Origin of the sequence: Pseudomonas sp. AM8 (assembly GCF_036346475.1) — a bacterium.
Lineage (GTDB): Bacteria > Pseudomonadota > Gammaproteobacteria > Pseudomonadales > Pseudomonadaceae > Aquipseudomonas > Aquipseudomonas marginalis.
Genome location: NZ_JAOTNX010000012.1, coordinates 14,396 through 38,906 on the forward strand (window position 1 = coordinate 14,396; position 24,511 = coordinate 38,906).

Sequence of the window (24,511 nt, forward strand, 5' to 3'; positions counted from 1 at the left end):
AATGAATCTCATTTGAGACTCAATCGCGCCGTGCAGGTTGTTGCCATGAATGATGCTGTTGTCCCCACGCACGCTCCTGAACTGACGCTATCGAGCTTGTACCGTGACCATCGCAGTTGGCTGGAAAGCTGGCTGCGGCGGCGCCTGGGCAATGCCTGGGATGCGGCCGACCTGAGCCAGGATACGTTCCTGCGGGTGCTTGCCAGTGCGCAGCCGATTGCGCAGATGCAGGAACCCCGGGCGTACCTGGTGACGGTGGGCAAGCGCCTGCTGGTGAATTTTCATCAGCGCCGCAGCCTCGAACAGGCGTATCTGAATGCCCTGGCCACCTTGCCCGACACCTGTGTGCCGTCGCCCGAACAGCGCTGGCTGGTGCTGGAAACCCTGCAAGCCCTGGATGAATTGCTCGACGGCTTGCCCGTGCTGGTGCGCCGTGCGTTTCTATGGAGCCAGCTGGAAGGCCTGGGTTACCGCGAGATTGCCGAGCGCCTTGACGTGTCCGAACGTACGGTGAAGCGCTACATGGCCCAGGCCTACGAGCATTGCCTGCTGGTGGAGCTGTGAGCCGCGACGTCGCGCGCGCCGCCGCCCAGTGGCTGGCGCTGCTCGAATCCGGCGCGGCCACCGAGCGCGATCACGCCGCCTTGCAGCACTGGCGCGACAGCCATCCCCAGCATGAACAGACCTGGCAAAGAGCCCAAACCCTGTGCCAGCGTTTCAGCGATTTGCCCCAGGCGCTCGCCATGGCCAGCCTCGACCGCCCGCAACCGGGGCGACGTGCCGTGCTCAAGCGCGCCCTGGGGGTGGCGGCGCTGGTGCCGGCGGCCTGGCTGATCAGCCGCCAGTTGCCCATCGACGCCTGGCGTGCCGATTTGCACACCGCTACCGGCGAACGCAAACGCCTGCCGTTAGCCGAAGGGGGCAGCCTGCAACTCAATACCGCTACAGCCGTAGACGTGGACCTGGCACAACGGCGCATCACCCTGGTCGACGGTGAGCTGGCGCTGAACGTTCCGGGTACGGCGGCGATGACGGTGCAAACCCGCTACGGCCAATTGCTCGTCAGCCAGGCCGAGGTGTGCGTGCGGCAACTGCCTTCCGGCTGCCTGGTGTCGGTGCTCAAGGGCACGGTGCAGGTGCGTGATTTGCGCGCAAACCTGGCGACATTGCAGGGGGGCCAGCAAGCGCCGTTGAAAGCCGCCGGGCTTGGCGCCTCGGTGCCCTTCGATGTGCTGCAATTAGGCTGGCGCGACGGCGTGTTGACCGCACAGAACCAGTTGCTGGGGGATTTTCTGCGCGAGCTGGAACGCTATCGTCCGGGCGTATTGCGCTGGGATCCCAGCCTGGAAACGCTGCGGGTGACCGGCAGTTTTCGCCTGGATGACACCGACCGCATCCTCAACCTGCTGGCCTCGACCCTGGGGCTGGAGGTGCAAGCTCGAACCCGCTATTGGGTGAGCCTGCGCAAGGCGGCATGATGCGGTTTTGTGGCCTGCCTGCTTGTTGTGGTGAACAGGCTTATTGTGGTGAGCGGGCTTGCTGTGGTGAGCGGGCTTGCCCCGCGCTGGGCTGCGAAGCAGCCCCAATCAGGATCCCTGTGTTCTGTCAGGTAAACCGCAGCGCCTGGTTTTGGGTCTGCTGCGCAGCCCAGCGCGGGGCAAGCCCGCTCACCACAAGTTACGAGTAGTCCTCGATCACTTAGGCGCGTGGAGGTGCAATCTCGAATGGGTTATCGGGTGAGCCTTCGCAAGCTTATTGTGGTGAGTAGTCCTCAGATCACGTGGGCACGCTGCAACTCGGTCAAGGCCAGCGCCTTGAGCCGGGCCAGCAGCGGGTCACGCCGGTCCCTCGGGTGCGGCAGGTCGACCGTCAGCTCCTGGCGAATGCTGCTGGGCCGGTTGTCCATCACCAGTACCCGGTCACTCAGGTACAGCGCTTCGTCTACATCATGGGTCACCAGCAACAGGGCGATGGCGTGGTGCGCGGCCAGTTGCAGCAGCAAGTCCTGGAGCTTCATGCGGGTGAAGGCATCCACCGCACTGAACGGTTCATCGAGCAACAGCACCTGCGGACGTGAATACAGGCCGCGTGCGATCGCCACCCGCTGCGCCATGCCACCGGACAACGCCTTGGGCAGCGCCTGGGCGAAGCCCTTGAGGCCGACTTCCTCGATCAATTGTGTGACCCAGGCCCTGTCGTAGCGGTTGTCATCGCTGAAACCAATGTTCTGCTCCACCGTGAGCCAGGGCATCAGGCGCGGTTCCTGGAACACGAACGCCACGTCGCCGTCAGGGCTGCGCAGTTCGCCCTGGAAGTCCTTTTCCAACCCGGCGACGATCCGCAGCAGGGTACTTTTGCCACAGCCGCTGGGGCCCAGCAGGCTGACCGCTTCGCGCGGCTGCAAGGCCAGGCGTACATCTTTCAATACGGTGGTGCTGGCAAAGCTTTTACGCTCCACCCGAATGTCCAATAACGGCTGCGTACTCATTGTTCCGCTCCTTGGCCGGTGAAGGTGTCGCGCCAGGCCAGGCAGCGTTTCTCCAACGCCGCGAGCAGGCCGTCGCTGACCTTGCCCAGTAGCGCCAATACGATAATGGCGGCCAGCACGATGTCGGGCCGAGAGGTTTCCCGCCCATCGCTGAGCAGGTAACCCAGGCCCTTGGTCGCCGCGATCAGTTCGGCCGCCACGAGGAACATCCACGCCAGGCTCAAGCCACTGCGCAACCCGGTAAACAGGCCGGGCAGGGCGGCGGGCAGCAGGATCCGGCGCACCAGGCGGCGGCGACTGAACCCGTACATTTGCCCGACTTCCACCAGCTTGCGATCAATATCGCGAATCGCCGCGACGCCATTGAGGTACACCGGGAAAAACGCGCCAATGGCGATCAGCACAATCTTCGAGGTTTCATCGATGCCCAGCCAAAGCAGCAGCAAGGGCACCCAGGCCAGGCTCGGGATCGAACGCAGGCCGGCGAAGGTCGGCTCCAGATAGGCTTCGGCTTCACGGCTCAAACCGACCCAGGCGGCGAACACCAGGGCCAGGCCGGCGCCGATGGCAAAGCCCAGCAGCACGCGGGCGAGGCTGGCGCTGATGTGTTTCCACAAGGCGCCCTCGGCGAGGTCGGTGAGGGTCACGGCGATCTCGCTGGGCGCCGGCATCTGGTAGGACGGCAGCCAGCCTACCCGCACGACCCCTTCCAGGATCATCAGGATCAGCACCGGCAAGACCAGGCCTTTGAACCGTCGTGGCCAGGCGCTGCGCTGGCTGACTGCGGGGGCCGGAAGGGGCAATGCCTGGCTTTTGCTGGTCATCGCGCGCCCCTTATTGCTTCTACAGGGTTTGGCCAAACGAAGGGTCGATCAGTTGATCGATCACCTGGTCCACATTCACCCCACGACGCACCAATTCCTCGGACACCAGGATCGGCGCCGCCGCCTTCGACGACTGCACATCCTTGGCGCTCAACAACGGCGTGCTCAGATCGGTACGCGACAATTGCAGCTTGGCCACTTCCAGCGGCAGGCCGGATTCATCCGCCAGCAACCTGGCGAATTCATCGGGGTGCTTCACCGCCCAATCCCGGGCTTTTTCATACGCCCCGAGCACCTTGGTGATGGTCTGTGGGTGCGCCTTGGCGAACTGCTCGGTGACGCTCACCACGCCATAGCTGTTGAAATCCTTGTTGCGGTACAGCAGGCGCGAACCGGCCTGGATTTCACTCGCGGCCATGTGCGGGTCGAGGCCGGCCCAGGCGTCCACGTCGCCTTTTTCCAGGGCGGTGCGGCCGTCCGGGTGTTGCAGGTGCACCAGTTCCACGTCGTCTTTTTTCAGCCCGGCCTGTTGCAGGCTGCGCAGGGTGAACAGGTACGGGTCGGTGCCTTTGGTCGCGGCGATTTTCTTGCCCTTCAGGTCGCTGACGCTGTTGAGCGGCGAGTCCTTGCGCACCACCAGGGCGGTCCACTCGGCGCGGCTGTAGACGTACACCGATTTGATCGGGCTGCCATTGGCGCGGCTCAACACGGCGGACAAGCTGGCGGACGAAGCGAAATCCACGCCGCCGCTGTTGAGGTATTCCAGGGAGCGGTTGCTGCCCTGGCTGAGTACCCAGCCGACCTTGCTGTGGGGCAGGGCCTGCTCCAGCCAGCCGAAGTGCTTGAGCACCAGGCTGACCGGCGAGTAGTAGGCGTAGTCGAGGTTGACTTCGGCGGGATCGGTTTCGGCGGCATAGGTATGCGCCTGCAGGCTCAGGATGAGGGCGCAGGCGCCGAGTAGACGCTGGGTGAAGGGTTTCATGGAACAGCTCCGGACAAGGCGTTGAGAGAAGGCTTTTCTTATATTCAGAAAGATGATTTTTAATGTCTCATCATGCTTTACAGGAATATGCAGTCTCTATGCCAAGGTTACCGCTACCCCGCGTAGAGATCGTCTTAACCGTAAATATCGCCTTATCCAAATCCGCAGCTGCTACGGGGGGTAGCAAATTGTTGATCGACTGTTGGTGGGGCAATAGTACGCATATATTTTTATGGAATAAATAAAGAGTTATATATTCCTTTTAATATTCTACGTGATAGCGCACTTTGAGGGCCTGCGCATTCGTGCGGATTGACCCAACAGCCAAAAGGAAAGCCGACATGACTATTAAAGCGATCAACGTGCGCAACCAGTTCAAGGGCGTGATCAAGGAAATCCTGCTGGGGGAGGTGGTGTCCGAAATCGACGTGCAAACCGCGTCCGGCATCGTCACCTCGGTGATCACCACCCGCTCGGTGCGTGACCTGGAATTGAAGGTAGGCAGCGAAGTGATTGCCTTCGTGAAGTCCACCGAAGTGTCCATCGCCAAGCTGTGAAGCCCACCGGATGTGGGAGCGCTGCTCCCACATTCATAAAGTCTGCCTCAGCGCTGCTGCAGCGCACGCTCCATACGTTGCAGACCCTCTTCCAGCAAAGCCCGTGGGCAGCCGAAGTTCAGGCGCACGAACTGCTGGCTGTCGTCACCGAATTCGATCCCCGCACTCAGCCCGACCTTGGCCTGCTCCAGGAAGAACTGCTGTGGGTCGTCCAGGCCCAGGGCGCTGCAGTCCAGCCAGGCCAGGAAGGTGCCTTGCGGCGCGTGCATCACCACACCGGGTAAGCGGGTTTGCACGGCGTCGAGCAGGTAATCGCGGTTGGCTTGCAGGTAGTGCTTCAGCGCGTCGAGCCATGCGCCGCACTGGCTGTAGGCGGCGCGGGTGGCTTCCAGGCCCAGGGGGCTGACGCTGTCGACCATGCCGCAGCGGGCCTGGTTGAAGCGCTCGCGGATCCCGGCGTTCTGGATCACCGCAAAGCAGGTCTTCAGGCCGGCCACGTTGTAGGCCTTGCTCGCCGACATCAGCGTGATGGTGCGCTGGGCAATCTCAGGGCTAAGGCTGGCGGTGGGGATGTGGCGGCGGCCGTCGAAGCACAGTTCGGCGTGGATTTCGTCGCTGATGATCAGCGCGCCGTTTTCCAGGCAGGCAGTGGCCAGGGCCAGCAGTTCTTCGCGGGGGAAGACCTTGCCGATGGGGTTGTGCGGGTTGCTCAGCAGCAGTGCGCCGGCGCCGGTCAGGGCCTTGCGCAGGGCGGGCATGGGGGTGATGTATTCGGCGTTGTTCAACTCGAACGGTACTTCGATGCGCGGCAGGTTCCAGTGGCCGGGCGCCAGGCGAATCGGCCGGTAGTTGGGGGTTTGCAGCACCACCGGCTGGCCCGGTTGGACGAAGGCGTGCAGCGCCATATTGAAGCCAGGCTCAACGCCAGGCAGGAACAGCAGGTCGTCGGGCTGCACGCGCCAGGCGTACTTGGCCCACAGGTCGGCCACGATGGCCTCGCGTACATCCGGGCCGGCCACGCTGTAGCCGAGAATCTGCTGGTCGAGGCGCGCGTGCAGGGCTTGCAGCACGGCGGGCGGCGCGGCGATGTCCATGTCGGCGATCCACATCGGCAACACATCGGCCGGGTAGCGATTCCATTTGGTGCTGCCAGTGCCGAGGCGGGGGTGGATCGTATCGAAATCAAAGCTCATGAAGGGGCTCGTGTCAGGGAGGGCAGGCGGGAATGGCGATGATTCTAACGGGATAAAATCCAGATGCCAGCCCCGTCTTTACAGGCCCTGGCTGCCCCGAATCAAGTCATACGCCTTGCGCGCAATGGGGTTCGCCGTATTCGGCCGAATCCACAGGTAATACGTGACCTCCGGCAACCTCGGCAACCCATCCGTTTCGCCCAGCACGCGCATGTCCGGGCCGAGCATTTCCATGCTGCGCGGCGTCACCCCCAGGCCCGCGCGAGTGGCCGCTTTAATCCCGATCAGGTTCGACGCCAGGTACGCCTGGCGCCAGGGAATGTTCGCCCGTTCCAGCGCCTCCAGCGCGTAGCGCCGGTAGATGCTCGGCTCATCCACCAGGATCAGCGGCAGCGGCTCGCTCGGCTGGTGGATGTACTGCGCCGAACAGATCCACCACACCGGCGACGTCCGCAGCGCAAAGCCTTCCAGGTTCGGGTCGGCGCGGGTGGAGATCACCATGTCGACCTTGCCCCGGTGCAGGTCGTCCATCAGGAACGGGCTGCGGCCCACGTCGATCTCCAGGCGCAGGCGCGGCGCCGAGCGGGCGATATGGCTGAGGATCGGCGGCAGGATGGTGTCGGCAATATCGTGGGGCGAGCCGATGCGCAGCACGCCGCTCAGGCTGCTTTCGCGCAGGGAATTCAATGCATCGTCATTCAGTGCCAGCATCTGCCGCGCATGACGCAGCAGTTGCAGGCCGGGCTCGGTCAGTTGTTTTTGCCGGCCGCGCTTCTCGAACAGGCTGACCCCCACTTGCTGCTCCAGGCGCTGCATATGCTGGGTCACGGACGACTGGGTGCGCGCCAGGTGCGTGCCGGCTTCGGCGAAACTGTGGTGGTCGACCACGGCGATAAAGGTGCGCAGGAGTTCAAGGTCGAGGGTCGACATGGCCATTTCCAGGGGCGGTTTTATATTAAGGACGTGAAGTTAAACATTACAGATATTTATGCTTTTCTGAAGATTATTTTTGCGTGGGCCAATAAATAAAGGGTTATGCCAAAAACGAAGGCGGGGCGGACACGGCAAGTTATAACGATATGAGATATTTGCATTTCCGTTGCCCGCGCACTCTCCCTAGCATGCCCCTCCATCAGGTCGGGGTACGCCGATCATTCGCCAGGGGGAAGTCCAATGATGTTGAAGAAATGGTTGCCGGTGGCCCTGGGGTCGATGATCGCCCTGGGCGGCAGTGTGGCGGCGCAGGCCGATGCGACCCTGGACAAGATCGAGCAGCGCCATGTGCTGGTGGTGGGCGTGTTGTTGTCCGGCGGGCCGTTTGGCAGCATCGATCCGGCCACGCAACAGCCCAAGGGCTTGAACGTCGACCTGGCCAATGAGCTGGGCCGTCAACTCAAGGCCGAGGTGCAGCTGGTGCCGGTATTGCCGGCCAATCGCGTGCAGTTCCTGCAACAGGGCAAGGTCGACCTGCTCATCGCCAATATGGAATGGACCGCCGAACGCGGTGAAATCCTCGGCTTCGTGCCGACCCCGTTCTACCGCGTCGGCGGTGCGGCTGCGGTGCTCAAAGACAGCCAGATCTCCCGCTGGGAAGACCTCAAGGACCAACCCGTGTGCACCTCCCAGGGCAGCAGCTACGTCAAGCCGCTGACCGGTTTCGGCGCGCAGCTCAAAGCGTTCAAGAGCTCGTCCGAATCGCTGCTGGCCCTGCGGGGCAACAACTGCGTCGCGGCGGTGCACGACTCTACCCTGATCAACCCATTTATCAACGACAGTGCCGAATGGAAGGACTACCGCGTCCTTGGTCCGGAGCTCAACCCGGCACCGTCGGTGATCTGGACCCGTCGTGGCGAAGGCGACACCCAGGCCAGGCTCGATCCGATCGTCAAGGAACTACACCGCAGCGGCTGGCTGATCGAGGCCCAGACCCGCAACCGCATCAGTCCGGCATCACCGGCCCTGGTGGAGTTGCAGAAACAGTTCAAGGGTGCTTGAGCCGGCAATGGAGATGAGCCATCTGCTTGAGCTGTGCGTCGATTGGGCCGCGCGTATCGGCCTGAACTACACCTTCCTGCTGGACGCCTATCAGCGCGGCAGCCTAGTCCAGGGCGCGCTGACCAGCGGCCTGCTGTGCCTGTTCACCATCCTCGGCAGTCTGCTGGCGGGGATCACGCTGGCGGCGATGCTGACTTCAGGCAACCCGTGGCTGGCCAAGCCGGCGCGGGTGTTTGTGGAAGTCACGCGCAACACGCCGACGCTGGTGCAGCTCTACTGCGCGTTCCTGGTGTTGAACATGCTGTTGACCCAGGCGGTCGGCGCGGCCAACCCGCTGACGCCGTTCGCCTGGGTGGTGATCGTGATCTCGCTGCACAAGGGCGCGTTTCATGCCGAGGCCTTGCGCGCCGGCATCGAAGCGGTGCCTGCCGTCACGCTGGAGGCCGCCAGCTCCCTGGCCTTCAGCCGCCGCCAGTTGCTGTGGAATGTGCAGTTGCCCCTGGCGCTGCGCTTTGCCTTGCCGTCGTTGATCAACAACCTGATTGACCTGGTGAAGATGACCGCCGTGGCCTCCGCGATTGCGGTGGGCGACATCACCTACGCGGCGATCATGATCTGGACCCAGAGTGACAACGTACTGGAGCTGATGCTCCTGATCCTGAGCTTTTTCGGCCTGCTGAGTTTTATCGTCAATTGTGTGGGGCGCTGGCTTGAAGCGCGCCTGAGGATGCCCGGCTATGGCCATTGATTCATTTCCCGTGCTGTCGGCGTTGTGGCAGTGGTCGCCGGCGCTGGTCGCAGGCTTTGGCCAGAATATTCTGATCAGCCTGCTGGCGATCGGCATGGGGTCGGTGCTGGGCCTGTTGATCGGTGCATTGGCATTGTCGCCCCTGGGCTTTGTGGCGCGGCTGTGGGTGCAGGTGTTTCGCAATGCGCCGTGGCTGGTGCTGATCTATTTCACTACCTACGTGTTCCCGTTCGAGATCCGGATCGGCAGCAGCTACGTGTCGTTCCCCGATTGGGTCAAGGTCACTATCGGCCTGGCCTTGCCGACCAGCGCCAACGTGGCGGAAATCTTCCGTGGCGCCATCGGTTCGATCCCCAGCACCCAATGGGAAGCCGCGCGGTCCCTGGCATTCACCCGTGGCCAGCTGTTTCGCTCGATCATCCTGCCGCAGTGCTTCAAGCGCATGTTGCCGCCGTGGATGAACCTTTACGCGGTGGTCACCATGGGCACTGCGCTGGCCTCGCTGGTGGGCGTGCATGACGTGATCGACACCGCGCAGATCGCCAGCAACACCGTGAACATGACCGGCTTTACCGTGGTGATCTACCTGAGCCTGCTGGTGCTGTTCTTTGCCTATTGCTACCCGATTTCCCGCCTGACCCAACACCTGGAGCGCCGTTATGCCTTCTACTGAACCCCTGGTGAGCCTGCGGGATGTGCACTTGTCGTTCGGCGCCAACCCGGTGCTCAAGGGCATCGACCTCGACGTGCTGCGCGGCCAGGCCGTGTCGATCATCGGCCCGTCCGGCTCGGGCAAGTCCACGATCCTGCGCTGCATCACCGGGCTGTTGCAGCCCCAGCGCGGCAGCATTCGCGTGGACCAGACCCAGGTCGACAGCCTGGTCCAGGAAGCCCAGCGCATCGAGCTGCGCAAGCGCGTCGGCTTTGTGTTCCAGCAATACAACCTGTTCCCGCACTTGTCGGTGCTGGAAAACCTGGTGATCGCCCCGCGCAAGGTGCTCGGTCGCAGCCGTGCCGATGCGGAAAAAGACGCGCGGGCGCTGCTGGCCAAGGTGCGCATGGAGCACAAGGCCGATGCGTACCCCGGCCAGTTGTCCGGCGGCCAGCAGCAGCGCGTGGCGATTGCCCGCGCCCTGGCGATGCGCCCGGAGCTGATCCTGTTTGACGAAGTGACCTCGGCGCTCGACCCGGAAACCGTCGGCGAGGTGCTGACGGTGATTCGCGAGCTGACCGAAGAGGGCATGACCTGTGTACTGGTCACCCACGAAATGCGCTTCGCCGAGGAGATCAGCGACGTCGTGTACTTCACCGAAAACGGCGTGATTGTCGAGCATGGCAGCGCCACGCAGATCTTCCAGAACCCTGGCAACGAACGCACCCGGACGTTCCTGCGCCATGCCTTGGGCGATTCGGGGCGCCGTGGCCCCATCCACCATGACCCGTACCTGTTGACCCATTTGAGCCGTTACAGCCTGTCAGTCTGATAAGAGGAAAACCGTGATGAGCAACGCAAACCGTGCCGCCGTGATCGAGGCGTTTTTGCAGCAGATCCGCGTCATCAACCAGCGCGGCGTAGACCGCGCAGCCCTGGTGGACATCGTCGGCCTGCTGGAACAATTGGCCGAGCGCCGCGACCTGTTCAACTTCGAAGAATTCCCCGCGCCTGTGCCAGGGCAGGGCAGCACCGCATTCCGCTATCGCCTCAACGACGACGGCGATACGCCGACCCTGTACCTCAACTCGCTGTTGCCGGGCAAAAGCACGCTCCCGCACAACCATGAGACCTGGGCGATCATCAGCGCGGTGGAAGGCCAGGAGATCAACTACGTCTATGCACGCAATGACGAAGGCCACGAGCCGGGCTTCACCACCCTGAGCCTTGAGAAGGAAGTGATTGTGCAGCCGGGCACGTCGATCTCGTTCCTCGGTGAAGACCTGCATGGCATCAAGGTTGAAGGTGAGCAGGCAACGTTGCATTTCCACCTGTATGGCTTGCCGCTGGAATCCCTGAACGGCCGCTACGGTGTGGACGCGGACGGCCGCATCCTCAACTACAACGCTTCGCAGATGGCGCCGTCGATCAAGGCCTATGCCTGACGCGTTGCCGTCACTTTTCTCTTAATTGTTGGGACTTCCATGAGCCAGACCATCACCCCACATCAACTGCAGCAATGGCTGTTCGATGGGCAGGAAATCGCCGTGTTCGACGTGCGCGAACACGGGCAATACGGCGAAGCCCACCTGTTCCATGGGGTGAACCTGCCCTATAGCCGCCTGGAGCTGGAAGTACGCCGCCTGGCGCCCAACCCGCAGGTGAGGCTGGTGATCTATGACCAGGATGGCGGCGAGGTGGCGGCGCTGGTTGCCGCGCGTTTGCAGGCGCTGGGCTACCGCCGCGTGCATGTGCTGGAGGGTGGTGCCGAGGGTTGGCAGGCGGCGGGGTTGCAGCTGTTTGCCGGCGTGCATGTGCCGTCCAAGGCCTTTGGTGAGTTGGTGGAAGAGGCCAGTCACACGCCCCATGTCACTGCGCGCCAGCTGGCGGATTGGCAGGCGCGCGGCGAGCCCTTGGTGGTGCTGGACGGGCGACCGTTCGAGGAGTACCGCAAGATGACCATCCCCGGTTCCATCTGCTGCCCCAACGGTGAGCTGGGCTACCGCGTACAGGATCTGGTGCCGGATGAACGCACGCCCATCGTTATCAACTGTGCAGGACGCACCCGCAGCATTATCGGCGCCCAGACCCTGATCAACCTGGGCCTTAAAAACCCTGTCTATGCCTTGGAAAACGGTACCCAGGGCTGGTACCTGGAAGATTTCCAGCTGGAACATGGCAGTACTCGGCGCTATGCCGATCAGGTCAAGGGCGACCTCGCCTCGCAGCGTCTGGCGGCACGGCAGTTGGCGGGGCGGGCAGGGGTGGTCGAGGTGTCAGCGGATCAAGTCCGGCTGTGGGCCGAGGACGCGCAACGCAGCCTGTTCCTGTGTGATGTGCGCACTGCTGAGGAATTTGCCCTCGGCTCGTTGCCAGGCGCGCAACATACGCCGGGCGGGCAGTTGATCCAGTCCACCGACCTGTATATCGGCGTGCGCCAGGCGCGCATCGTGCTGGTGGACAGCGATGGCGTGCGTGCGCCGATTGTCGCCAGTTGGCTGCGTCAACTCGGGCACCAAGCCTATGTGCTCAGCGGTGGTATCGACAGCGGCCTGGCGCTGCCGGTGTTGCCGACGGTGGCGTATGAGCCGCTGCCGCTGATCAGCGCCCAGGCCCTGGCGCTGGAATTGAGCGATGTGAACCTGATCGACCTGCGCCCGAGCATGGCCTACCGCAGGGGCCATATTGCCGGGTCCCGCTGGTCGATTCGTGCGCGGCTCAAGACCGACCATCGTCCCTTGGTGCTGGTGGCGGATGAGCCGGCATTGGCGGCCTTTGCTGCCGAAGGCCTGTCGGCCCGGTTGCTCGACGCCTGGGCCTCGGCCGGCCTGCCGGTCAACCAGGATCCGCAGACACCGCCTGACGCCGAGTGCATCGACTTCCTGTTTTTCACCCACGACCGTCACAACGGCAACAAGGACGCCGCGCGCCAGTACCTGGCCTGGGAAATCGGCCTGCTCGCGCAAATGAGCGAAGCGGAAATCGCCAGCCTCCAGCCGTTGGCACCTGTGTCGCGGGTGCGCACGCGCTTGATCCATGCCGCGCGTACCGAAAAAGGTCATGGCGGCCGCGCAGTCAATGTGCCGATTACGCGCCTGAGCACCGTGCTGTTCGACAACCTGGCGCAGATGCGCGACGCCCGTGCCCGCCGCGACAGTGAGCGGGTGCTGACCTACGGCGCGCGTGGCAACCCGACCTCCCATGCGCTGGAAGACCTGGTCACCGAGCTGGAGGGCGGCTTTCGCACGCGGCTCTACGGCACGGGCCTGGCGGCAGCGGCCCAGGTGTTCCTGGCCTACCTGCGCCCCGGCGATCATGTGCTGATCACCGACGCGGTGTATTCCCCGGTGCGCAAGCTGGCACGTGAATTCCTCCAGCCGTTCGGCATCGAGGTCAGCTACTTCGCACCCGATGGCAAGGGGCTGGAAGCGCAACTGCAAGCCAACACCAGGCTGGTCTACGCCGAAGTGCCGGGCTCACTGTTGTATGAGCTGTGCGATCTGCCGGCGATTGCCGCGTTGTGCAAGCCACGCGACATCCTGCTCGCCGTCGACAACACCTGGGGCTCGGGCTACCTGTACCGGCCACTGGCGTTGGGCGCGGATATTTCGATCATGGCCCTGACCAAATACCTCGGCGGCCACAGCGACGTGATGATGGGCAGCGTGTGCACCACACCAGCGGCCTGGCCGGCGCTGGGCAAGATGAGCGACACCTTCGGCAACGCGGTGAGTGCCGACGACGCCTACCTGATCCTGCGCGGCGCCCGCACCCTGGCATCACGCCTGGATGTGCACGAACGCCAGGCCGTGGACATCGCCCTGTGGTTGCAGGCGCAACCGCAGGTCAAGCGCGTGTTCCATCCGGCCTTGCCCGGGCATCCTGGGCATGGGTTGTGGCGCCGGGACTTCACCGGCAGCAATGGGTTGTTGTCGTTTGAACTGATGAATGCAGACGCCGCTTACGTCGAGCGGTTTATCGACGGCTTGCAGCTGTTCGGCCTGGGCGCTTCGTGGGGCGGCTATGAAAGCCTGGTCACCGTGGCCGACACCGGCGACCGCGACAGTGCGGCCGACCGTGGGCTGAACCCGGTGGTGCGCCTGCATATCGGTCTGGAAGATGTGGCGGCGTTGATCGAGGATCTGCAACGCGGCTTTGCACGTGCCGTTCTGTGACCGACAGGTTCTGTAATAAAAACGCCATTGCGCTGGGGATTAAATTCGGGACGGGCTATTTTGGTGCATCTCAATAACTAGAGTAGCCATGGATGAAATACCAACCCTTCAGCCGCACATTAATTGCCACCGCCTTGGTGTTGACGGTCAGCGGCGTACAAGCCGCGTCCCAGGCCCCGGTGGCCGGTGAAAATGGCATGGTGGTGACCGCCCAGCATTTGGCCACGCATGTCGGCGTGGATGTACTCAAGGCCGGCGGTAACGCGGTGGATGCCGCCGTGGCGGTCGGCTATGCGCTGGCGGTGGTGTACCCGGCGGCGGGTAACCTGGGCGGCGGCGGGTTCATGACCGTGCAACTGGCGGATGGGCGCAAGACCTTCCTCGACTTCCGCGAAAAGGCCCCGTTGGCGGCCACCGCCGATATGTACCTGGACAAGGCCGGCAATGTCGTTGAAGGCCTGAGTGCCAAGGGTCACCTGGCCGTCGGCGTGCCCGGCACCGTCTCCGGCATGGAGCTGGCCCTGAGCAAGTACGGCACCCTCAAGCGCGCCCAGGTGATTGCCCCGGCGATCAAGCTGGCGGAAAACGGTTTTGCCCTGGAGCAGGGTGATATCGATCTGCTGCACACCGCCACCGGTGAGTTCGAAAAAGACAAGGATATGCGCGGGATTTTCCTGCACAACGGCCAGCCGATGCAGGTCGGCCAGAAGCTGGTGCAGAAAGACCTGGCGAAAACCCTGAAGGAAATCTCCGCCAAGGGCAGCGACGGTTTCTATAAAGGGTGGGTCGCCAAGGCCCTGGTGGATTCCAGCCAGGCCGGCAAGGGCATCATCACCCAGGCCGACTTGGACAAGTACAAGACCCGCGAACTGGCGCCCATCGAGTGTGACTACCGTGGCTACCACGTGGTCTCGGCACCGCCGCCAAGCTCGGGCGGAGTGGTGATCTGCCAGATCATGAACATCCTCGAAGGCTACCCGATGGCCGACCTGGGCTATCACTCGGCCCAGGGTCTGCACTACCAGATCGAAGCCATGCGCCACGCCTACGTGGACCGTAACAGCTACCTGGGCGATCCGGATTTCGTGAAGAACCCGATCGAGCATCTGCTGGACAAGAACTACGCGGCCAAGCTGCGTGACGCCATCGAGCCGCAGAAGGCCGGGGATTCCCAGGCGATCAAACCCGGTGTGTCGCCCCATGAAGGCAACAACACCACCCACTATTCCATCGTCGACAAGTGGGGCAACGCGGTCTCGGTGACCTACACCCTCAACGACTGGTTCGGTGCGGGCGTGATGGCGAGCAAGACCGGGGTGATCCTCAACGATGAAATGGACGACTTCACCGTCAAGGTCGGGGTGCCGAACATGTACGGCCTGGTCCAGGGTGAAGCCAACGCCATCGCACCGGGCAAGGCGCCGCTGTCGTCGATGAGCCCGACCATCGTGACCAAGGACGGCAAGGCCGTGATGGTGGTGGGTACACCGGGCGGCAGCCGCATCATTACCGCGACCCTGCTGACCATCCTGAATGTCATCGACTATAAGATGAACATCCAGGAAGCCGTGGACGCGCCGCGTTTCCACCAGCAATGGATGCCGGAAACCACCAACCTGGAGACCTTCGCGATCAGCCCGGACACCCAGAAGATTCTGGAAAGCTGGGGCCACAAGTTTGCCGGGCCGCAGGATGCGAACCACTTGGCGGCAATCCTGGTGGGGGCACCGTCCCTGGAGGGTAAGCCGGTGGGTAACAACCGCTTCTATGGGGCGAATGACCCGCGTCGTAACACCGGCCTGTCGCTGGGCTACTAACCACCCCGGTGTTGTAGTGAGCGGGCTTGCCCCGCGCTGGGTGGCGAAGCCGCCCCAATAAAAAACACCGCAGCCTGCCAGACAGGTCGCGGTGTTTGGTTTTAGGGCGGCTTCGCCACCCAGCGCGGGGCAAGCCCGCTCACTACAACAGCTGTTCTACCGCAGCAAAGGCGGCGGTGCGGCGCTCCTCCCAACTCCCCCTGATGACCACCACAGCCTGTCGATGCGCCTGCATCCACGCCAGGCTGTCCTGGAAAAACGCCTGGCGGTCGGCCAGTTCCGGTTGGCAGCGTTGACCGTCGGCGGTCCATTCCACATCATCCGGCGACAGCAGCAGGTGCAGGTCGTAATGCCGCGCCAGCAGTTCATCGTCGAGCCACGCCGGGTAGTCGCCGAACAAGGTCTGGCTCCAGAGTTTGTTGGTCAGCAGGTGCGTGTCGAGGACCAGCAGGCGCGGCTGCCGGGCGCGGGCGGCATCTTCCCAGGCCAGTTGGCCGTGGGCGATGGCCGGAATATCCGCCAGGCTGGTGTCGCGCTGGTGGCGGTCCATGAAATCGCGCACGTATTCACGCACCATCAGCCCGCCGAAATGCGCGTGCAACTCGGCGGCCAGCCAGCTTTTACCGCTGGATTCGGGGCCGGCCAGTACCACCACCTTCATGGTTGCAACGCCGGGTCGGCGCGCCATTCACGCCAGCCTTGCACGGCGATCACGGTGAACAGGGCGTAGAGCGCAGCGGTGAGGTACAAGCCCTTGTAGAGGAACAGCCCGACAAAAATCACGTCCACGGCGATCCACAGCGGCCAGCATTGCACGCGTTTCTGCGCCATCCACATTTGCGCCACCAGGCTGAAACCGGTGAGGGCAGCATCCAGCCAGGGTTGCGCGGCGTCGGTCCAGTGCGCCATCGCAGCGCCCAGCAGCAGGCTGCCGACCGCGCCGATGGCCATGCTGATCATGATTGCCGGCCAACCCAGGCGGGTGACCTGGCGCCCTTGCTTGACCTCGCCGGCGCGGGTCCACTGCCACCAGCCGTAGACTTGCAGGGCGGCGTAGACCACTTGCAGCAGCATGTCGGAATAGAGCTTCACGTCATAGAACACCCAGGTGTACAGCAACACCATCACCAGGCCGATGGGCCAGCACCAGGGGTTTTGCTTGACCGTCAGCCAGACAGCGATCACCCCCAGGGCGGCGGCGAACAGTTCAAGCCCGGACATGGCGGTTCCTTGGGAGAGTGGGAGAGGGCGGGGATTGTAACCAGAGGTGAGCGATCTTCAAAACATCGGAGGGCAGATGTGGGAGGGGCTTGCCCCTCCCACATCTGGAGCGGCGTCAGATCTTGAATTGGCGCAGCAGGCCGTCGAGTTGTTCGCTCAGCCCGCGTAAATGCACGCTGGCCACGTTGGACTGCTCGGCCGCCATTGCGGTGCTGTGGGACAGGCTTGCAGCCTGGGTGACGTTCTGGTTGATGTCTTCCACCACATGGGCCTGTTGCAGGGTGGCGCTGGCAATCGAGGCATTCAAACCGTTGAGGTTGTGCAGCGCCTGGCCGATGGCGGTGAGGCTGGCACCGGCCTGGCCGGCTTGTTCGATGGTCAGTTGCGAGGCGCTGTGGCTGTCGCTGATCACCTTGACCGCGGCTTCCGAGTGACCTTGCAGGCGCTCGATCATCGCCTGGATCTCGGCGGTGGATTTTTGCGTGCGCTGGGCCAGCAGGCGGACTTCATCGGCCACCACGGCAAAACCACGGCCTTGTTCCCCGGCGCGCGCCGCTTCGATGGCGGCGTTGAGGGCCAGCAGGTTGGTCTGGTCGGCGATGGAGCGGATCACTTCCAATACACCACCGATCTGCGTGCTTTCGCTGGACAAGGTGCGGATCACTTCCACGGCCTGGCTGATGGTGGTGGAGAGCTGGTCGATCTGCTGCAGGCTGCTGTCGATATTGACCTGGCCTTGCTGCGCCTGGGCCTGGGCATCGCGCATTTCGCTGGCGGCGTGTTCGGCGTTCTTGGCCACGTCCTGCACGCCGTAGGTGACTTCATTGATGGCGGTGGCCACCAGTTCCATCTGCTGGGACTGTTGCTGGCTGCGGTCATGGGCTTGGGTCGCGTTGTTGCCCAGTTCCGTGGAGGACTGGCCCAGGGCGTTGGCGCACACCTGCAACTGGCTGACGACCTGGCGCAGCTTGGCCGTGAAGGTGTTGAAGTGCTGGGACAGTTGGGTGACTTCGTCGCGGCCGTGGGTATCGAGGCTGCGGGTCAGGTCGCTTTCGCCGCTGGCGATGTTGCCCATGGCGTTCACCGCATCCTGCAGGGGGCGCACGATGCTGCGGGCAATCAGCGAGACCAGCAGGGCCATCACCAATGCGATGCCGAGGACGATAAACGAGGCCTTCCACACTTGGCTGTTGAACTCGGCCTGCACATCGTCCACGTAAACGCCGGAGCCGATGATCCAGCCCCACGGCTCGAACAACTGGATATACGAGGTTTTCGCCACTGGCGCCTCCGCACCCGGTTTCGGCCAGCGGTAGTTGATGATGCCGGCACCCTTGGCCTTGGCCAGGATCACGAACTCGTTGAACACGGCAAACCCGTCGGGATCGCGGATGGCCGAGAGGTTCTGGCCGTCCAGCTTGGGGTTGGCCGGGTGCATGATCATCACGGGGGTGAGGTCATTGATCCAGAAGTAGTCGTCGTGGTCATAGCGCAAGCCGCGCACCGCGCTCAGGGCTTGTTTTTGCGCGGCTTCGCGGGTCATCACCCCGGTGGTTTCGAGGCTGTGATAAAACGTCAGGATCCCGCTGGCGGTCTGGACCACGTGCTGGGTCTGCTGGCGCTTGGCCTGGTACAGGTCGTCGTGGATCTGCTTGAGCATCAGCAAACCCAGGGCCATCAGCATCAGCACGGCGACGATCAGGATCATCCAGAGGCGTCGGCTGATCGACATATTGCGCAAACTGTTCATCGTCCTGTCACTCCGGGCTTTTTATAATTGTGGGCGTCGCATCGACTTTTACGCCTCGTCTGATAGGCTTTCGGCCTGAAATCGCAAAACCTGAGTACTGCCTGATTTTTCACAGAATTTTTGCAGGCCGGCATTGACCATGGTCAACACCGGGCACTTGAGTGCGCTCGTCAGTGAACCATTAAAAGATTGATAAGGCATGCCACAGCGCATGACCTTTGGGGGAAGCATGGATTTTTGGACCGCCATTCAGGCATTGATTCTTGGCGTCGTGGAGGGGCTTACCGAGTTCCTGCCGATCTCCAGCACCGGACACCAGATTATTGTCGCCGATTTGCTCGACTTCGGCGGCGAACGCGCCATGGCGTTCAACATCATCATCCAGCTGGGTGCGATCCTCGCGGTGGTCTGGGAATTCCGGCGCAAGATCCTCGATGTAGTCACCGGCTTGCCCACCCAGCGCAACGCCCAGCGCTTCACGGTCAACCTGCTGATCGCGTTCCTGCCGGCCGTGGTGCTGGGGGTGATCTTTGCCGACCTGATCCACCATTACCTGTTCAACCCGATCACCGTGGCCACCGCGTTGGTGATCGGCGGCATCGTCATGCTGTGGGCCGAGCGCCGCGAGCATGAAGTGCACGCCGAAAGCGTCGATGACATCACCTGGAAAGACGCGCTCAAGGTCGGTTTTGCCCAGTGCCTGGCGATGATCCCGGGTACGTCGCGCTCCGGCTCGACTATCATCGGCGGCCTGCTGTTCGGCCTGTCGCGCAAGACCGCCACCGAGTTTTCATTCTTCCTGGCCATGCCGACCATGGTCGGTGCGGCGGTGTACTCGGGCTACAAATACCGCGACCTGTTCCAGCCGGCGGACCTGCCGGTGTTCGCCATCGGCTTCGTCACCTCGTTCATCTTCGCGATGATCGCGGTCAAGGGCCTGCTCAAGTTCATCGCCAGCCATAGCTACGCGGCGTTCGCCTGGTACCGCATTGCGTTCGGCCTGCTGATCCTGGCGACCTGGCAATTCGGCTGGATCGACTGGGCAGCGGCCAAGGCATGATGATTCAGCATCCGCGCCTGAAAGCGGCGATCTTTGTGCTGCTGTGCGCGGCGCCGCTGGTGGGGGCGGTATTGGTGTGGCAACGCGGCGAAACCGTGATTCCGCTGGTGGCCTATGGGGTGGTCAGCGTGATCGCGTTTTTCCTGTATTGGAGCGACAAGCGAAAGGCCCGCACCGACAGCTGGCGCACCCCGGAGAACATCCTCCACGCCGTGGAGCTGGCGGGCGGCTGGCCGGGGGCGCTGATTGCCCAGCAGGTGTTCCGGCACAAGACGCGCAAGGTGTCTTACCAGGTGCTGTTCTGGGTGATCGTGCTGTTGCACCAGGTGTTCTGGCTGGACCAGTTGTTCCTCGGTGGCACGCTACTGTCCGTTCTCTAGCAGCAACCCCACCTGTGTGCGCTTGGGCAGTTTGCTCACCACCAACTGGTGGGAGCGCTGCAACAGGCTACGCAGTTCCTCGGCCCCCAGCGGGTAGGGCGTGTTCATGATGATCCACTGCGCGCGTGCCAGGTACGGCGCCGGGTGGATGCCGGGACGGTCCACATGGCCGAGGAACAATTCCTTGTCGACCTTGAACGCCAGCGAGTCGCCGCGCAGATTCTGCAGGGCGAACATCTTGTTGCCGGCGATCGAGAACACCCGCACGCCACCCCACTTGTAGTCTTCCCGCGCGCCGGGCAGGCTCAGGCAGAACGTCGCGACCTGTGCTTCGGTCATTTTCATAGCAGGCGGTCTCCGCAGCTTTTGAAGCCTTCTTCCAGGTAATCGATCCAGGCGCGAATCGCCGGCAGCACGCCGCGGCGATGCGGGTAGACGGCCTGCAGCCAGCCGCCCGGCAATGACCACTCCGGCAGCAACTGTACGAGCCGGCCGCTGGCCAGTTCTTCTTCGCAGTACATCAGCGGCAGCACGGTAAAGCCCAGGCCCATGATGGCGCTGGCCTTGCGTACGTTGAAGTCATCGACGCCCAGGCGCGCTTCCATCACCAGGTCGTGGGGGTTGCCTTCAGGATCGAGGATGCGTTGGTGCACCATGCGGTCTGCTTCCAGCGCGCCGAGTATCGGCAGTTGCTTGAGGTCGTCGAGGGTGTTGATGTGCCGACCGTGCAAAAAGTTCGGGCTGGCGACCAGGGCCGTCTGGGCGGGGCGCAGGCGCTTGGTGACCAGCAGCGGGTCTTCATCGCCCAGTTCGCGCACGCGCAGCGCCACATCGATGCCTTCGGCTACCAGGTCGACACGGCGGTTGACCAGGGTCATCTCCAGCTGCACCTGGGGGTGGGCAGCCAGAAAACCCGCAACCACATCCGGCATTATGTTTTGCGCCAGCCCCACCGGGCACGTCACCCTCAGCCGCCCACGGGGTTCGCTGGACATGCTGGCCACGGCCTCGTCGGCCATTTCCGCCTCCAGCAGCATCGCCTGGCAGTGGCGCAGGTAGCGCTCGCCAACGGCGGTCAGGGTCAGTTGCCGCGTGGTGCGTTGCAGCAGGCGCGCGCCGAGGCGCTCCTCCAGCTCGGCAATGCGCCGCGACAGCCGCGACTTGGGAATGCCCAACAGCCGCCCGGCCGCCGCAAAGCCACCGGCTTCGACGACTTTGGCGAAATAGTAGAGGTCGTTGAGGTCTTGCATGGTCAGCCTATTGTCCTGTCAGTGGGACAAACTATCGCATTTCAGGCGTCTTATCGACTATTGGTTTCATGCGTAGCATCCCCTCCATCTGATCGCCACTGTCGATCCCACACTCGGAGATCCACCATGAAACTGTTGCACATCGATTCCAGCATCCTCGGCGACAACTCGGCTTCCCGTCAGCTCAGCACTGGCGTGGTCAAGGCCTGGCAGGCGGCCGAGCCGGGTGTGGAAGTGACCTACCGTGACCTCGCCAGCGAAGGCATCAACCACTTCTCCGGCGCGACCCTGGGCGCCCTGGGCACCGCCGCCGAACTGCGTGACGCCGCACAACAGCACGAGGCCGACCTGAGTGCCAACAGCCTGGCCGAATTCCTCGCCGCCGACGCCGTGGTGATCGGTGCGCCGATGTACAACTTCACCATTCCAACCCAGTTGAAAGCCTGGATCGACCGCATCGCCGTTGCCGGACAGACCTTCCGTTACACCGAAGCCGGCCCTGAAGGCCTGTGCGGTAACAAGAAAGTCATCATTGTGTCCACCTCCGGCGGCCTGCATGTCGGCCAGGCAACCGGTGTTGCCCACGAGGAATACCTCAAAGTGATGCTGGGCTTCCTCGGCATTACCGACATCGAATTCGTCCGCGCCCATGGCCTGGCCTATGGCGATGAGTTCCGCAGCAAGGCCTTGAGCGACGCCAACGTGCTCATCAACGAACAATTGTTCGCTGCTGCGTAAGGCTTGTGTAAATTTCGCCTCTGCTCGGTTTCAATCCGAAGCCGGGCGCCTAAACTCTGTATTCTTGTCGCCTGAAACGACCGGAATACGGAGTTTTTTCGTTTACCCGCTGTCATTACGTTGGCCCAGGTTATGCACGCATGGGTTTATCACCCGATGCGAGTGCCTTGAACCATGGACTTTTCATATAGACATGCCGCGGGTGTTGAACGTGGTCACGCAGCAAAGGTGGACATCCTCATGATGCGTCTTTGTGCCGTTATGGTTCTTTCCCTGCTGGGCGGCCTGATTTCAGTGCACGCCGCGCCCGCGCCGCACCCCCATTGGAGTGTGGGCTTCCATCGCATGACCTTTCTCGACCCGTTGGACCTGCAGCCGATGAAAGCCGTGGCCTTCTACCCGTCCACCGACGATGAACACAGCACGCAACTGGGTCCCTATCACGTCGCCGCCAGCGAAGATTCCAAGATCGCCATTGGCCGCTTTCCGATGCTGATGCTGTCCCATGGCAACACCGGTACGCCGCTGGCCCTGCATGACCTGGCCACTTCCCTGGCGCGCAAAGGCTTTGTGGTGGTCGCGGTGTTGCATCCCGGCGATAACTACAAGGACCACAGCCGCCTGGGCACGGTGAGTAACCTGTACGGCCGGCCGATCCAGATTTCCGAAGCGATCACCGCGACCCTGGGCGACCCGATGCTGTCGCCGTTCGTCAACGTCGATCAGGTGGGCGTTATCGGCTATTCGGCCGGTGGCGAAACCGCGTTGATCCTGGCGGGGGCCAAGCCGGACTTCGACCGCCTGCGTCGCTATTGCCAGGAACGCCCCGAAGATCGTGATGCCTGCACCACCAAGGGCGAACTGGTGGTGGACCGTGACGACCTGCAACCGCAATCCGACCCGCGCATTCATGCCTTGATGTTGATGGCGCCGTTGAGCCTGATGTTCGGCCGCCACACCCTGGCCGATGTGCATGTGCCGGTGCTGCTCTACAGCGGCGACGGCGACAAGCTGGTGGCGGTCGACAAGAACGCCGCCGCCCTGGCACGCAAACTGCCGGAGCCACCGGACTTCAAGCTGCTGGCGGGGGCAGGGCACTTCGTGTTCATGGCGCCGTGTGACAGCGACCAACTGGCCGCGATGCCGGCGATCTGCACCGATGCCGATGGCGTCGACCGCGAAGGCATCCACCGCGACCTGATCTCCGAGGCCGGGCGTTTTTTCACCCACACCCTCGGCCAGGCTACCCGCGCCGGTTTGCAGACCGCCGATCAGTAAGCGCGGCGCTTGAGCAGCAAGGTCACGCCCAGCGCCGTGACCGATAACAGCGCTGCGCAGAAGAAAATCCAGCTGTAACCCAGGTTCAACGCCACGGCGCCCATCAACGGCCCGGCAATCGCCAGGGCCAGGTCGAAAAACACCGCATAGGCACTCAGGCCCGCACCGCGGCTGCTGTTGGGCACCTGCTTGATGGCCTCCACGCCCAGCGCCGGGTACACCAGCGACAAGCCAAAGCCGGTCAGCCCTGCACCGATCAAGGCTACGCCGGTGGAGGGTGCCAGCCACAGCAGCGTCAGGCCCAGGGTCTCGATGATCATGCAGGCAATCGCCGCCCTGAAGCCGCCAAACCGGCTGATCGCGGAGATGAACAGCAGCCGCGAGAGGATAAAACACACGCCAAACACCGTGAGGCAGTACGCCGCGCCGGCCCAGCCGCGATTGAGGTAATACAGGGTGATAAAGGTGGTCAGGGTGCCGTAGCCGATGGACGCCAGGCACAGGCTGGCACCAAAGGGTGCAATGCGCCCGAACACCGCCCAGAACGGCAGGCGCTCGCCGCGTACCACCGGCACCGAGGGTTTATTGCGGATCAGCACCAGGCCTAGCGCCGCCAATACCGACAGCGCGATACCCAGGCTGGTGTAGCCATATTCGGCGACCATCACCACTCCGAGCGGCGCACCGATGGCGATGGCGCCGTAGGAGGCAATGCCATTCCACGAAATCGACCGCGCCGTGTGCTCCGCCCCGACCTGGCCCATGCACCAACTGATGGTGCCCACGCCGATCAGGCCTTGGGCCACGCCCAGCAACAGCCGGCCGAGTATCAGAATCCCCAGGCTCAGGCTGGGCAGGCTGTCCACCAGGGTGGCGAAGAACGTCAACACACCGCTGACCAGGATGCCCGCCAGCCCCAGCACAATCGCGCGCTTGGTGCCGACGTTGTCGGACATGCGCCCGGCCATGGGACGGCTGAGCAGAGTTGCCAGGTACTGCGAGCCGATGGTAATCCCGGCCACCACCGCGCTGAAGCCCAGTTGCTCATGGACATAGCCCGGGATTACCGCAATCGGCAGGCCGATGCAGATAAAGGCGATGAAGGTGTAGAAGACGATGGAGACGATCTGCAGGGTGATCGACAGGGAGGAGGAGGCGTTGGACATGGGCACTCGTTCGCGGGCGGGCGGTGAACGCATCATGGCAAGGGCTTGGGGGAAAAGGAAGCAGGCTAACTACTTTGGCTGAGAAACCGGCTTACTGTGGCGAGCGGGCTGGCTTTTGTGGCGAGCGGGCTTGTTGTGGTGAGCGGGCTTGTTGTGGTGAGCGGGCTTGTTGTGGTGAGCGGGCTTGCCCCGCGCTGGGCTGCGCAGCAGCCCTGAAAACGAACACCGCGTTTTGCC

At 63.1% G+C, this 24,511-nt stretch carries 25 protein-coding genes; 14 read left to right on the forward strand and 11 right to left on the reverse strand.

Features of this window, described 5'->3' with window-relative positions; translation table 11 throughout:
- Positions 1-45 precede the first annotated feature (45 nt).
- Both V3W40_RS25260 and V3W40_RS25265 read left to right on the forward strand, forming a co-directional pair.
- Positions 46-564 (forward strand): sigma-70 family RNA polymerase sigma factor, encoded by a 519-nt coding sequence (locus V3W40_RS25260; RefSeq protein ID WP_027607930.1) that lies wholly within the window; start codon positions 46-48, stop codon positions 562-564.
- A complete protein-coding gene (locus V3W40_RS25265) occupies positions 561-1,478 on the forward strand; it encodes a DUF4880 domain-containing protein (RefSeq protein WP_330215824.1) in 918 nt (305 codons plus the stop codon). Before V3W40_RS25260 ends, V3W40_RS25265 begins: the two co-directional genes overlap by 4 nt.
- 293 nt (positions 1,479-1,771) lie before the next feature.
- Here the strand turns inward: V3W40_RS25265 and V3W40_RS25270 are convergent, their stop codons facing one another.
- From V3W40_RS25270 to V3W40_RS25280, 3 genes are read right to left on the reverse strand one after another with little or no spacing between them, the layout of a single operon-like run.
- Complete coding sequence (locus tag V3W40_RS25270; RefSeq protein ID WP_137213195.1) at positions 1,772-2,488, reverse strand: ABC transporter ATP-binding protein; 717 nt, start codon at positions 2,486-2,488, stop codon at positions 1,772-1,774.
- On the reverse strand, positions 2,485-3,312 hold the full coding sequence (locus tag V3W40_RS25275) for an ABC transporter permease (protein WP_065948672.1): 828 nt from the start codon (positions 3,310-3,312) through the stop codon (positions 2,485-2,487). The genes V3W40_RS25270 and V3W40_RS25275 overlap by 4 nt, the downstream gene beginning before the upstream one ends.
- 19 nt (positions 3,313-3,331) lie before the next feature.
- Positions 3,332-4,294: an aliphatic sulfonate ABC transporter substrate-binding protein gene (locus V3W40_RS25280; protein ID WP_330215825.1), complete on the reverse strand. Its 963-nt coding sequence runs from the start codon at positions 4,292-4,294 to the stop codon at positions 3,332-3,334.
- 341 nt (positions 4,295-4,635) lie between these two features.
- Between V3W40_RS25280 and V3W40_RS25285 the strand changes: the two genes are divergently transcribed.
- Positions 4,636-4,851: a TOBE domain-containing protein gene (locus V3W40_RS25285; RefSeq protein WP_003173733.1), complete on the forward strand. Its 216-nt coding sequence runs from the start codon at positions 4,636-4,638 to the stop codon at positions 4,849-4,851.
- A 47-nt stretch (positions 4,852-4,898) separates the two neighbouring features.
- Here V3W40_RS25285 and V3W40_RS25290 read toward each other — a convergent pair whose 3' ends face one another.
- Complete coding sequence (locus tag V3W40_RS25290; protein WP_330215826.1) at positions 4,899-6,044, reverse strand: MalY/PatB family protein; 1,146 nt, start codon at positions 6,042-6,044, stop codon at positions 4,899-4,901.
- 78 nt (positions 6,045-6,122) lie between these two features.
- Positions 6,123-6,974, reverse strand: a complete 852-nt coding sequence (locus V3W40_RS25295; RefSeq protein WP_370671275.1) for a LysR substrate-binding domain-containing protein — start codon at positions 6,972-6,974, stop codon at positions 6,123-6,125.
- Positions 6,975-7,217: 243 nt separating this feature from the next.
- On the opposite strand from V3W40_RS25295, the gene V3W40_RS25300 reads away from it, so the two are divergent.
- The 7 genes from V3W40_RS25300 to ggt all read left to right on the forward strand — a co-directional run bounded on the left by V3W40_RS25300 (position 7,218) and on the right by ggt (position 15,431).
- Positions 7,218-8,039, forward strand: coding sequence for a transporter substrate-binding domain-containing protein (locus tag V3W40_RS25300; RefSeq protein WP_330215827.1), 822 nt, complete (start codon positions 7,218-7,220; stop codon positions 8,037-8,039).
- Between the two features lie 13 nt (positions 8,040-8,052).
- A complete protein-coding gene (locus V3W40_RS25305) occupies positions 8,053-8,787 on the forward strand; it encodes an amino acid ABC transporter permease (RefSeq protein ID WP_330215828.1) in 735 nt (244 codons plus the stop codon).
- Positions 8,777-9,460, forward strand: coding sequence for an amino acid ABC transporter permease (locus tag V3W40_RS25310; RefSeq protein WP_330215829.1), 684 nt, complete (start codon positions 8,777-8,779; stop codon positions 9,458-9,460). The genes V3W40_RS25305 and V3W40_RS25310 overlap by 11 nt, the downstream gene beginning before the upstream one ends.
- Positions 9,447-10,271, forward strand: a complete 825-nt coding sequence (locus tag V3W40_RS25315; protein ID WP_137213061.1) for an amino acid ABC transporter ATP-binding protein — start codon at positions 9,447-9,449, stop codon at positions 10,269-10,271. Before V3W40_RS25310 ends, V3W40_RS25315 begins: the two co-directional genes overlap by 14 nt.
- 16 nt (positions 10,272-10,287) lie before the next feature.
- Entirely contained in the window at positions 10,288-10,884 is a 597-nt protein-coding gene (locus tag V3W40_RS25320) for a cysteine dioxygenase (RefSeq protein WP_074846557.1), read from the forward strand.
- A gap of 39 nt (positions 10,885-10,923) precedes the next feature.
- Positions 10,924-13,614, forward strand: coding sequence for a cystathionine beta-lyase (metC, locus tag V3W40_RS25325; protein ID WP_330215830.1), 2,691 nt, complete (start codon positions 10,924-10,926; stop codon positions 13,612-13,614).
- 92 nt (positions 13,615-13,706) lie between these two features.
- Entirely contained in the window at positions 13,707-15,431 is a 1,725-nt protein-coding gene (gene ggt, locus V3W40_RS25330) for a gamma-glutamyltransferase (protein ID WP_065927764.1), read from the forward strand.
- Between the two features lie 142 nt (positions 15,432-15,573).
- On the opposite strand, the gene V3W40_RS25335 is transcribed toward ggt, so the two are convergent.
- The 3 genes from V3W40_RS25335 to V3W40_RS25345 all read right to left on the reverse strand — a co-directional run bounded on the left by V3W40_RS25335 (position 15,574) and on the right by V3W40_RS25345 (position 18,402).
- Complete coding sequence (locus V3W40_RS25335) at positions 15,574-16,092, reverse strand: AAA family ATPase (RefSeq protein WP_065927763.1); 519 nt, start codon at positions 16,090-16,092, stop codon at positions 15,574-15,576.
- Complete coding sequence (gene pnuC, locus V3W40_RS25340; protein ID WP_065927762.1) at positions 16,089-16,652, reverse strand: nicotinamide riboside transporter PnuC; 564 nt, start codon at positions 16,650-16,652, stop codon at positions 16,089-16,091. Before pnuC ends, V3W40_RS25335 begins: the two co-directional genes overlap by 4 nt.
- Positions 16,653-16,767: 115 nt before the next feature.
- A complete protein-coding gene (locus tag V3W40_RS25345) occupies positions 16,768-18,402 on the reverse strand; it encodes a methyl-accepting chemotaxis protein (RefSeq protein WP_137213058.1) in 1,635 nt (544 codons plus the stop codon).
- A gap of 229 nt (positions 18,403-18,631) precedes the next feature.
- Between V3W40_RS25345 and V3W40_RS25350 the strand changes: the two genes are divergently transcribed.
- Both V3W40_RS25350 and V3W40_RS25355 read left to right on the forward strand, forming a co-directional pair.
- On the forward strand, positions 18,632-19,462 hold the full coding sequence (locus tag V3W40_RS25350) for an undecaprenyl-diphosphate phosphatase (RefSeq protein WP_065941752.1): 831 nt from the start codon (positions 18,632-18,634) through the stop codon (positions 19,460-19,462).
- Positions 19,459-19,842: a DUF1294 domain-containing protein gene (locus V3W40_RS25355; protein WP_065927760.1), complete on the forward strand. Its 384-nt coding sequence runs from the start codon at positions 19,459-19,461 to the stop codon at positions 19,840-19,842. The genes V3W40_RS25350 and V3W40_RS25355 overlap by 4 nt, the downstream gene beginning before the upstream one ends.
- On the opposite strand, the gene V3W40_RS25360 is transcribed toward V3W40_RS25355, so the two are convergent.
- Positions 19,825-20,187, reverse strand: a complete 363-nt coding sequence (locus tag V3W40_RS25360; RefSeq protein WP_027607908.1) for an MmcQ/YjbR family DNA-binding protein — start codon at positions 20,185-20,187, stop codon at positions 19,825-19,827. The genes V3W40_RS25355 and V3W40_RS25360 overlap by 18 nt on opposite strands.
- Positions 20,184-21,092: a LysR substrate-binding domain-containing protein gene (locus V3W40_RS25365; RefSeq protein WP_065927759.1), complete on the reverse strand. Its 909-nt coding sequence runs from the start codon at positions 21,090-21,092 to the stop codon at positions 20,184-20,186. The genes V3W40_RS25360 and V3W40_RS25365 overlap by 4 nt, the downstream gene beginning before the upstream one ends.
- Before the next feature lie 126 nt (positions 21,093-21,218).
- On the opposite strand from V3W40_RS25365, the gene V3W40_RS25370 reads away from it, so the two are divergent.
- Complete coding sequence (locus tag V3W40_RS25370; protein ID WP_065927758.1) at positions 21,219-21,830, forward strand: FMN-dependent NADH-azoreductase; 612 nt, start codon at positions 21,219-21,221, stop codon at positions 21,828-21,830.
- 240 nt (positions 21,831-22,070) lie between these two features.
- Entirely contained in the window at positions 22,071-23,108 is a 1,038-nt protein-coding gene (locus V3W40_RS25375) for an alpha/beta hydrolase family protein (protein WP_065927757.1), read from the forward strand.
- Here V3W40_RS25375 and V3W40_RS25380 read toward each other — a convergent pair.
- Positions 23,102-24,274, reverse strand: coding sequence for an MFS transporter (locus V3W40_RS25380; RefSeq protein ID WP_065927756.1), 1,173 nt, complete (start codon positions 24,272-24,274; stop codon positions 23,102-23,104). The two genes, V3W40_RS25375 and V3W40_RS25380, sit on opposite strands and share 7 nt — an antisense overlap.
- Positions 24,275-24,511: the final 237 nt, after the last annotated feature.

Coding starts and splice junctions, on each gene's coding strand:
- V3W40_RS25260 (WP_027607930.1), top strand. CDS start 46: ATGAATGATGCTGTTGTCCCCACGCACGCTCCTGAACTGACGCTATCG.
- V3W40_RS25285 (WP_003173733.1), top strand. CDS start 4,636: ATGACTATTAAAGCGATCAACGTGCGCAACCAGTTCAAGGGCGTGATC.
- ggt (WP_065927764.1), top strand. CDS start 13,707: ATGAAATACCAACCCTTCAGCCGCACATTAATTGCCACCGCCTTGGTG.
- V3W40_RS25295 (WP_370671275.1), bottom strand. CDS start 6,974: ATGTCGACCCTCGACCTTGAACTCCTGCGCACCTTTATCGCCGTGGTC.
- V3W40_RS25365 (WP_065927759.1), bottom strand. CDS start 21,092: ATGCAAGACCTCAACGACCTCTACTATTTCGCCAAAGTCGTCGAAGCC.
- V3W40_RS25355 (WP_065927760.1), top strand. CDS start 19,459: ATGATGATTCAGCATCCGCGCCTGAAAGCGGCGATCTTTGTGCTGCTG.
- V3W40_RS25290 (WP_330215826.1), bottom strand. CDS start 6,044: ATGAGCTTTGATTTCGATACGATCCACCCCCGCCTCGGCACTGGCAGC.
- V3W40_RS25375 (WP_065927757.1), top strand. CDS start 22,071: ATGATGCGTCTTTGTGCCGTTATGGTTCTTTCCCTGCTGGGCGGCCTG.
- V3W40_RS25360 (WP_027607908.1), bottom strand. CDS start 20,187: ATGAAAATGACCGAAGCACAGGTCGCGACGTTCTGCCTGAGCCTGCCC.
- V3W40_RS25315 (WP_137213061.1), top strand. CDS start 9,447: ATGCCTTCTACTGAACCCCTGGTGAGCCTGCGGGATGTGCACTTGTCG.
- V3W40_RS25310 (WP_330215829.1), top strand. CDS start 8,777: ATGGCCATTGATTCATTTCCCGTGCTGTCGGCGTTGTGGCAGTGGTCG.
- V3W40_RS25380 (WP_065927756.1), bottom strand. CDS start 24,274: ATGTCCAACGCCTCCTCCTCCCTGTCGATCACCCTGCAGATCGTCTCC.
- V3W40_RS25370 (WP_065927758.1), top strand. CDS start 21,219: ATGAAACTGTTGCACATCGATTCCAGCATCCTCGGCGACAACTCGGCT.
- V3W40_RS25300 (WP_330215827.1), top strand. CDS start 7,218: ATGATGTTGAAGAAATGGTTGCCGGTGGCCCTGGGGTCGATGATCGCC.
- V3W40_RS25270 (WP_137213195.1), bottom strand. CDS start 2,488: ATGAGTACGCAGCCGTTATTGGACATTCGGGTGGAGCGTAAAAGCTTT.
- V3W40_RS25275 (WP_065948672.1), bottom strand. CDS start 3,312: ATGACCAGCAAAAGCCAGGCATTGCCCCTTCCGGCCCCCGCAGTCAGC.
- V3W40_RS25345 (WP_137213058.1), bottom strand. CDS start 18,402: ATGAACAGTTTGCGCAATATGTCGATCAGCCGACGCCTCTGGATGATC.
- V3W40_RS25280 (WP_330215825.1), bottom strand. CDS start 4,294: ATGAAACCCTTCACCCAGCGTCTACTCGGCGCCTGCGCCCTCATCCTG.
- metC (WP_330215830.1), top strand. CDS start 10,924: ATGAGCCAGACCATCACCCCACATCAACTGCAGCAATGGCTGTTCGAT.
- V3W40_RS25350 (WP_065941752.1), top strand. CDS start 18,632: ATGGATTTTTGGACCGCCATTCAGGCATTGATTCTTGGCGTCGTGGAG.
- V3W40_RS25335 (WP_065927763.1), bottom strand. CDS start 16,092: ATGAAGGTGGTGGTACTGGCCGGCCCCGAATCCAGCGGTAAAAGCTGG.
- V3W40_RS25320 (WP_074846557.1), top strand. CDS start 10,288: ATGAGCAACGCAAACCGTGCCGCCGTGATCGAGGCGTTTTTGCAGCAG.
- V3W40_RS25305 (WP_330215828.1), top strand. CDS start 8,053: ATGAGCCATCTGCTTGAGCTGTGCGTCGATTGGGCCGCGCGTATCGGC.
- pnuC (WP_065927762.1), bottom strand. CDS start 16,652: ATGTCCGGGCTTGAACTGTTCGCCGCCGCCCTGGGGGTGATCGCTGTC.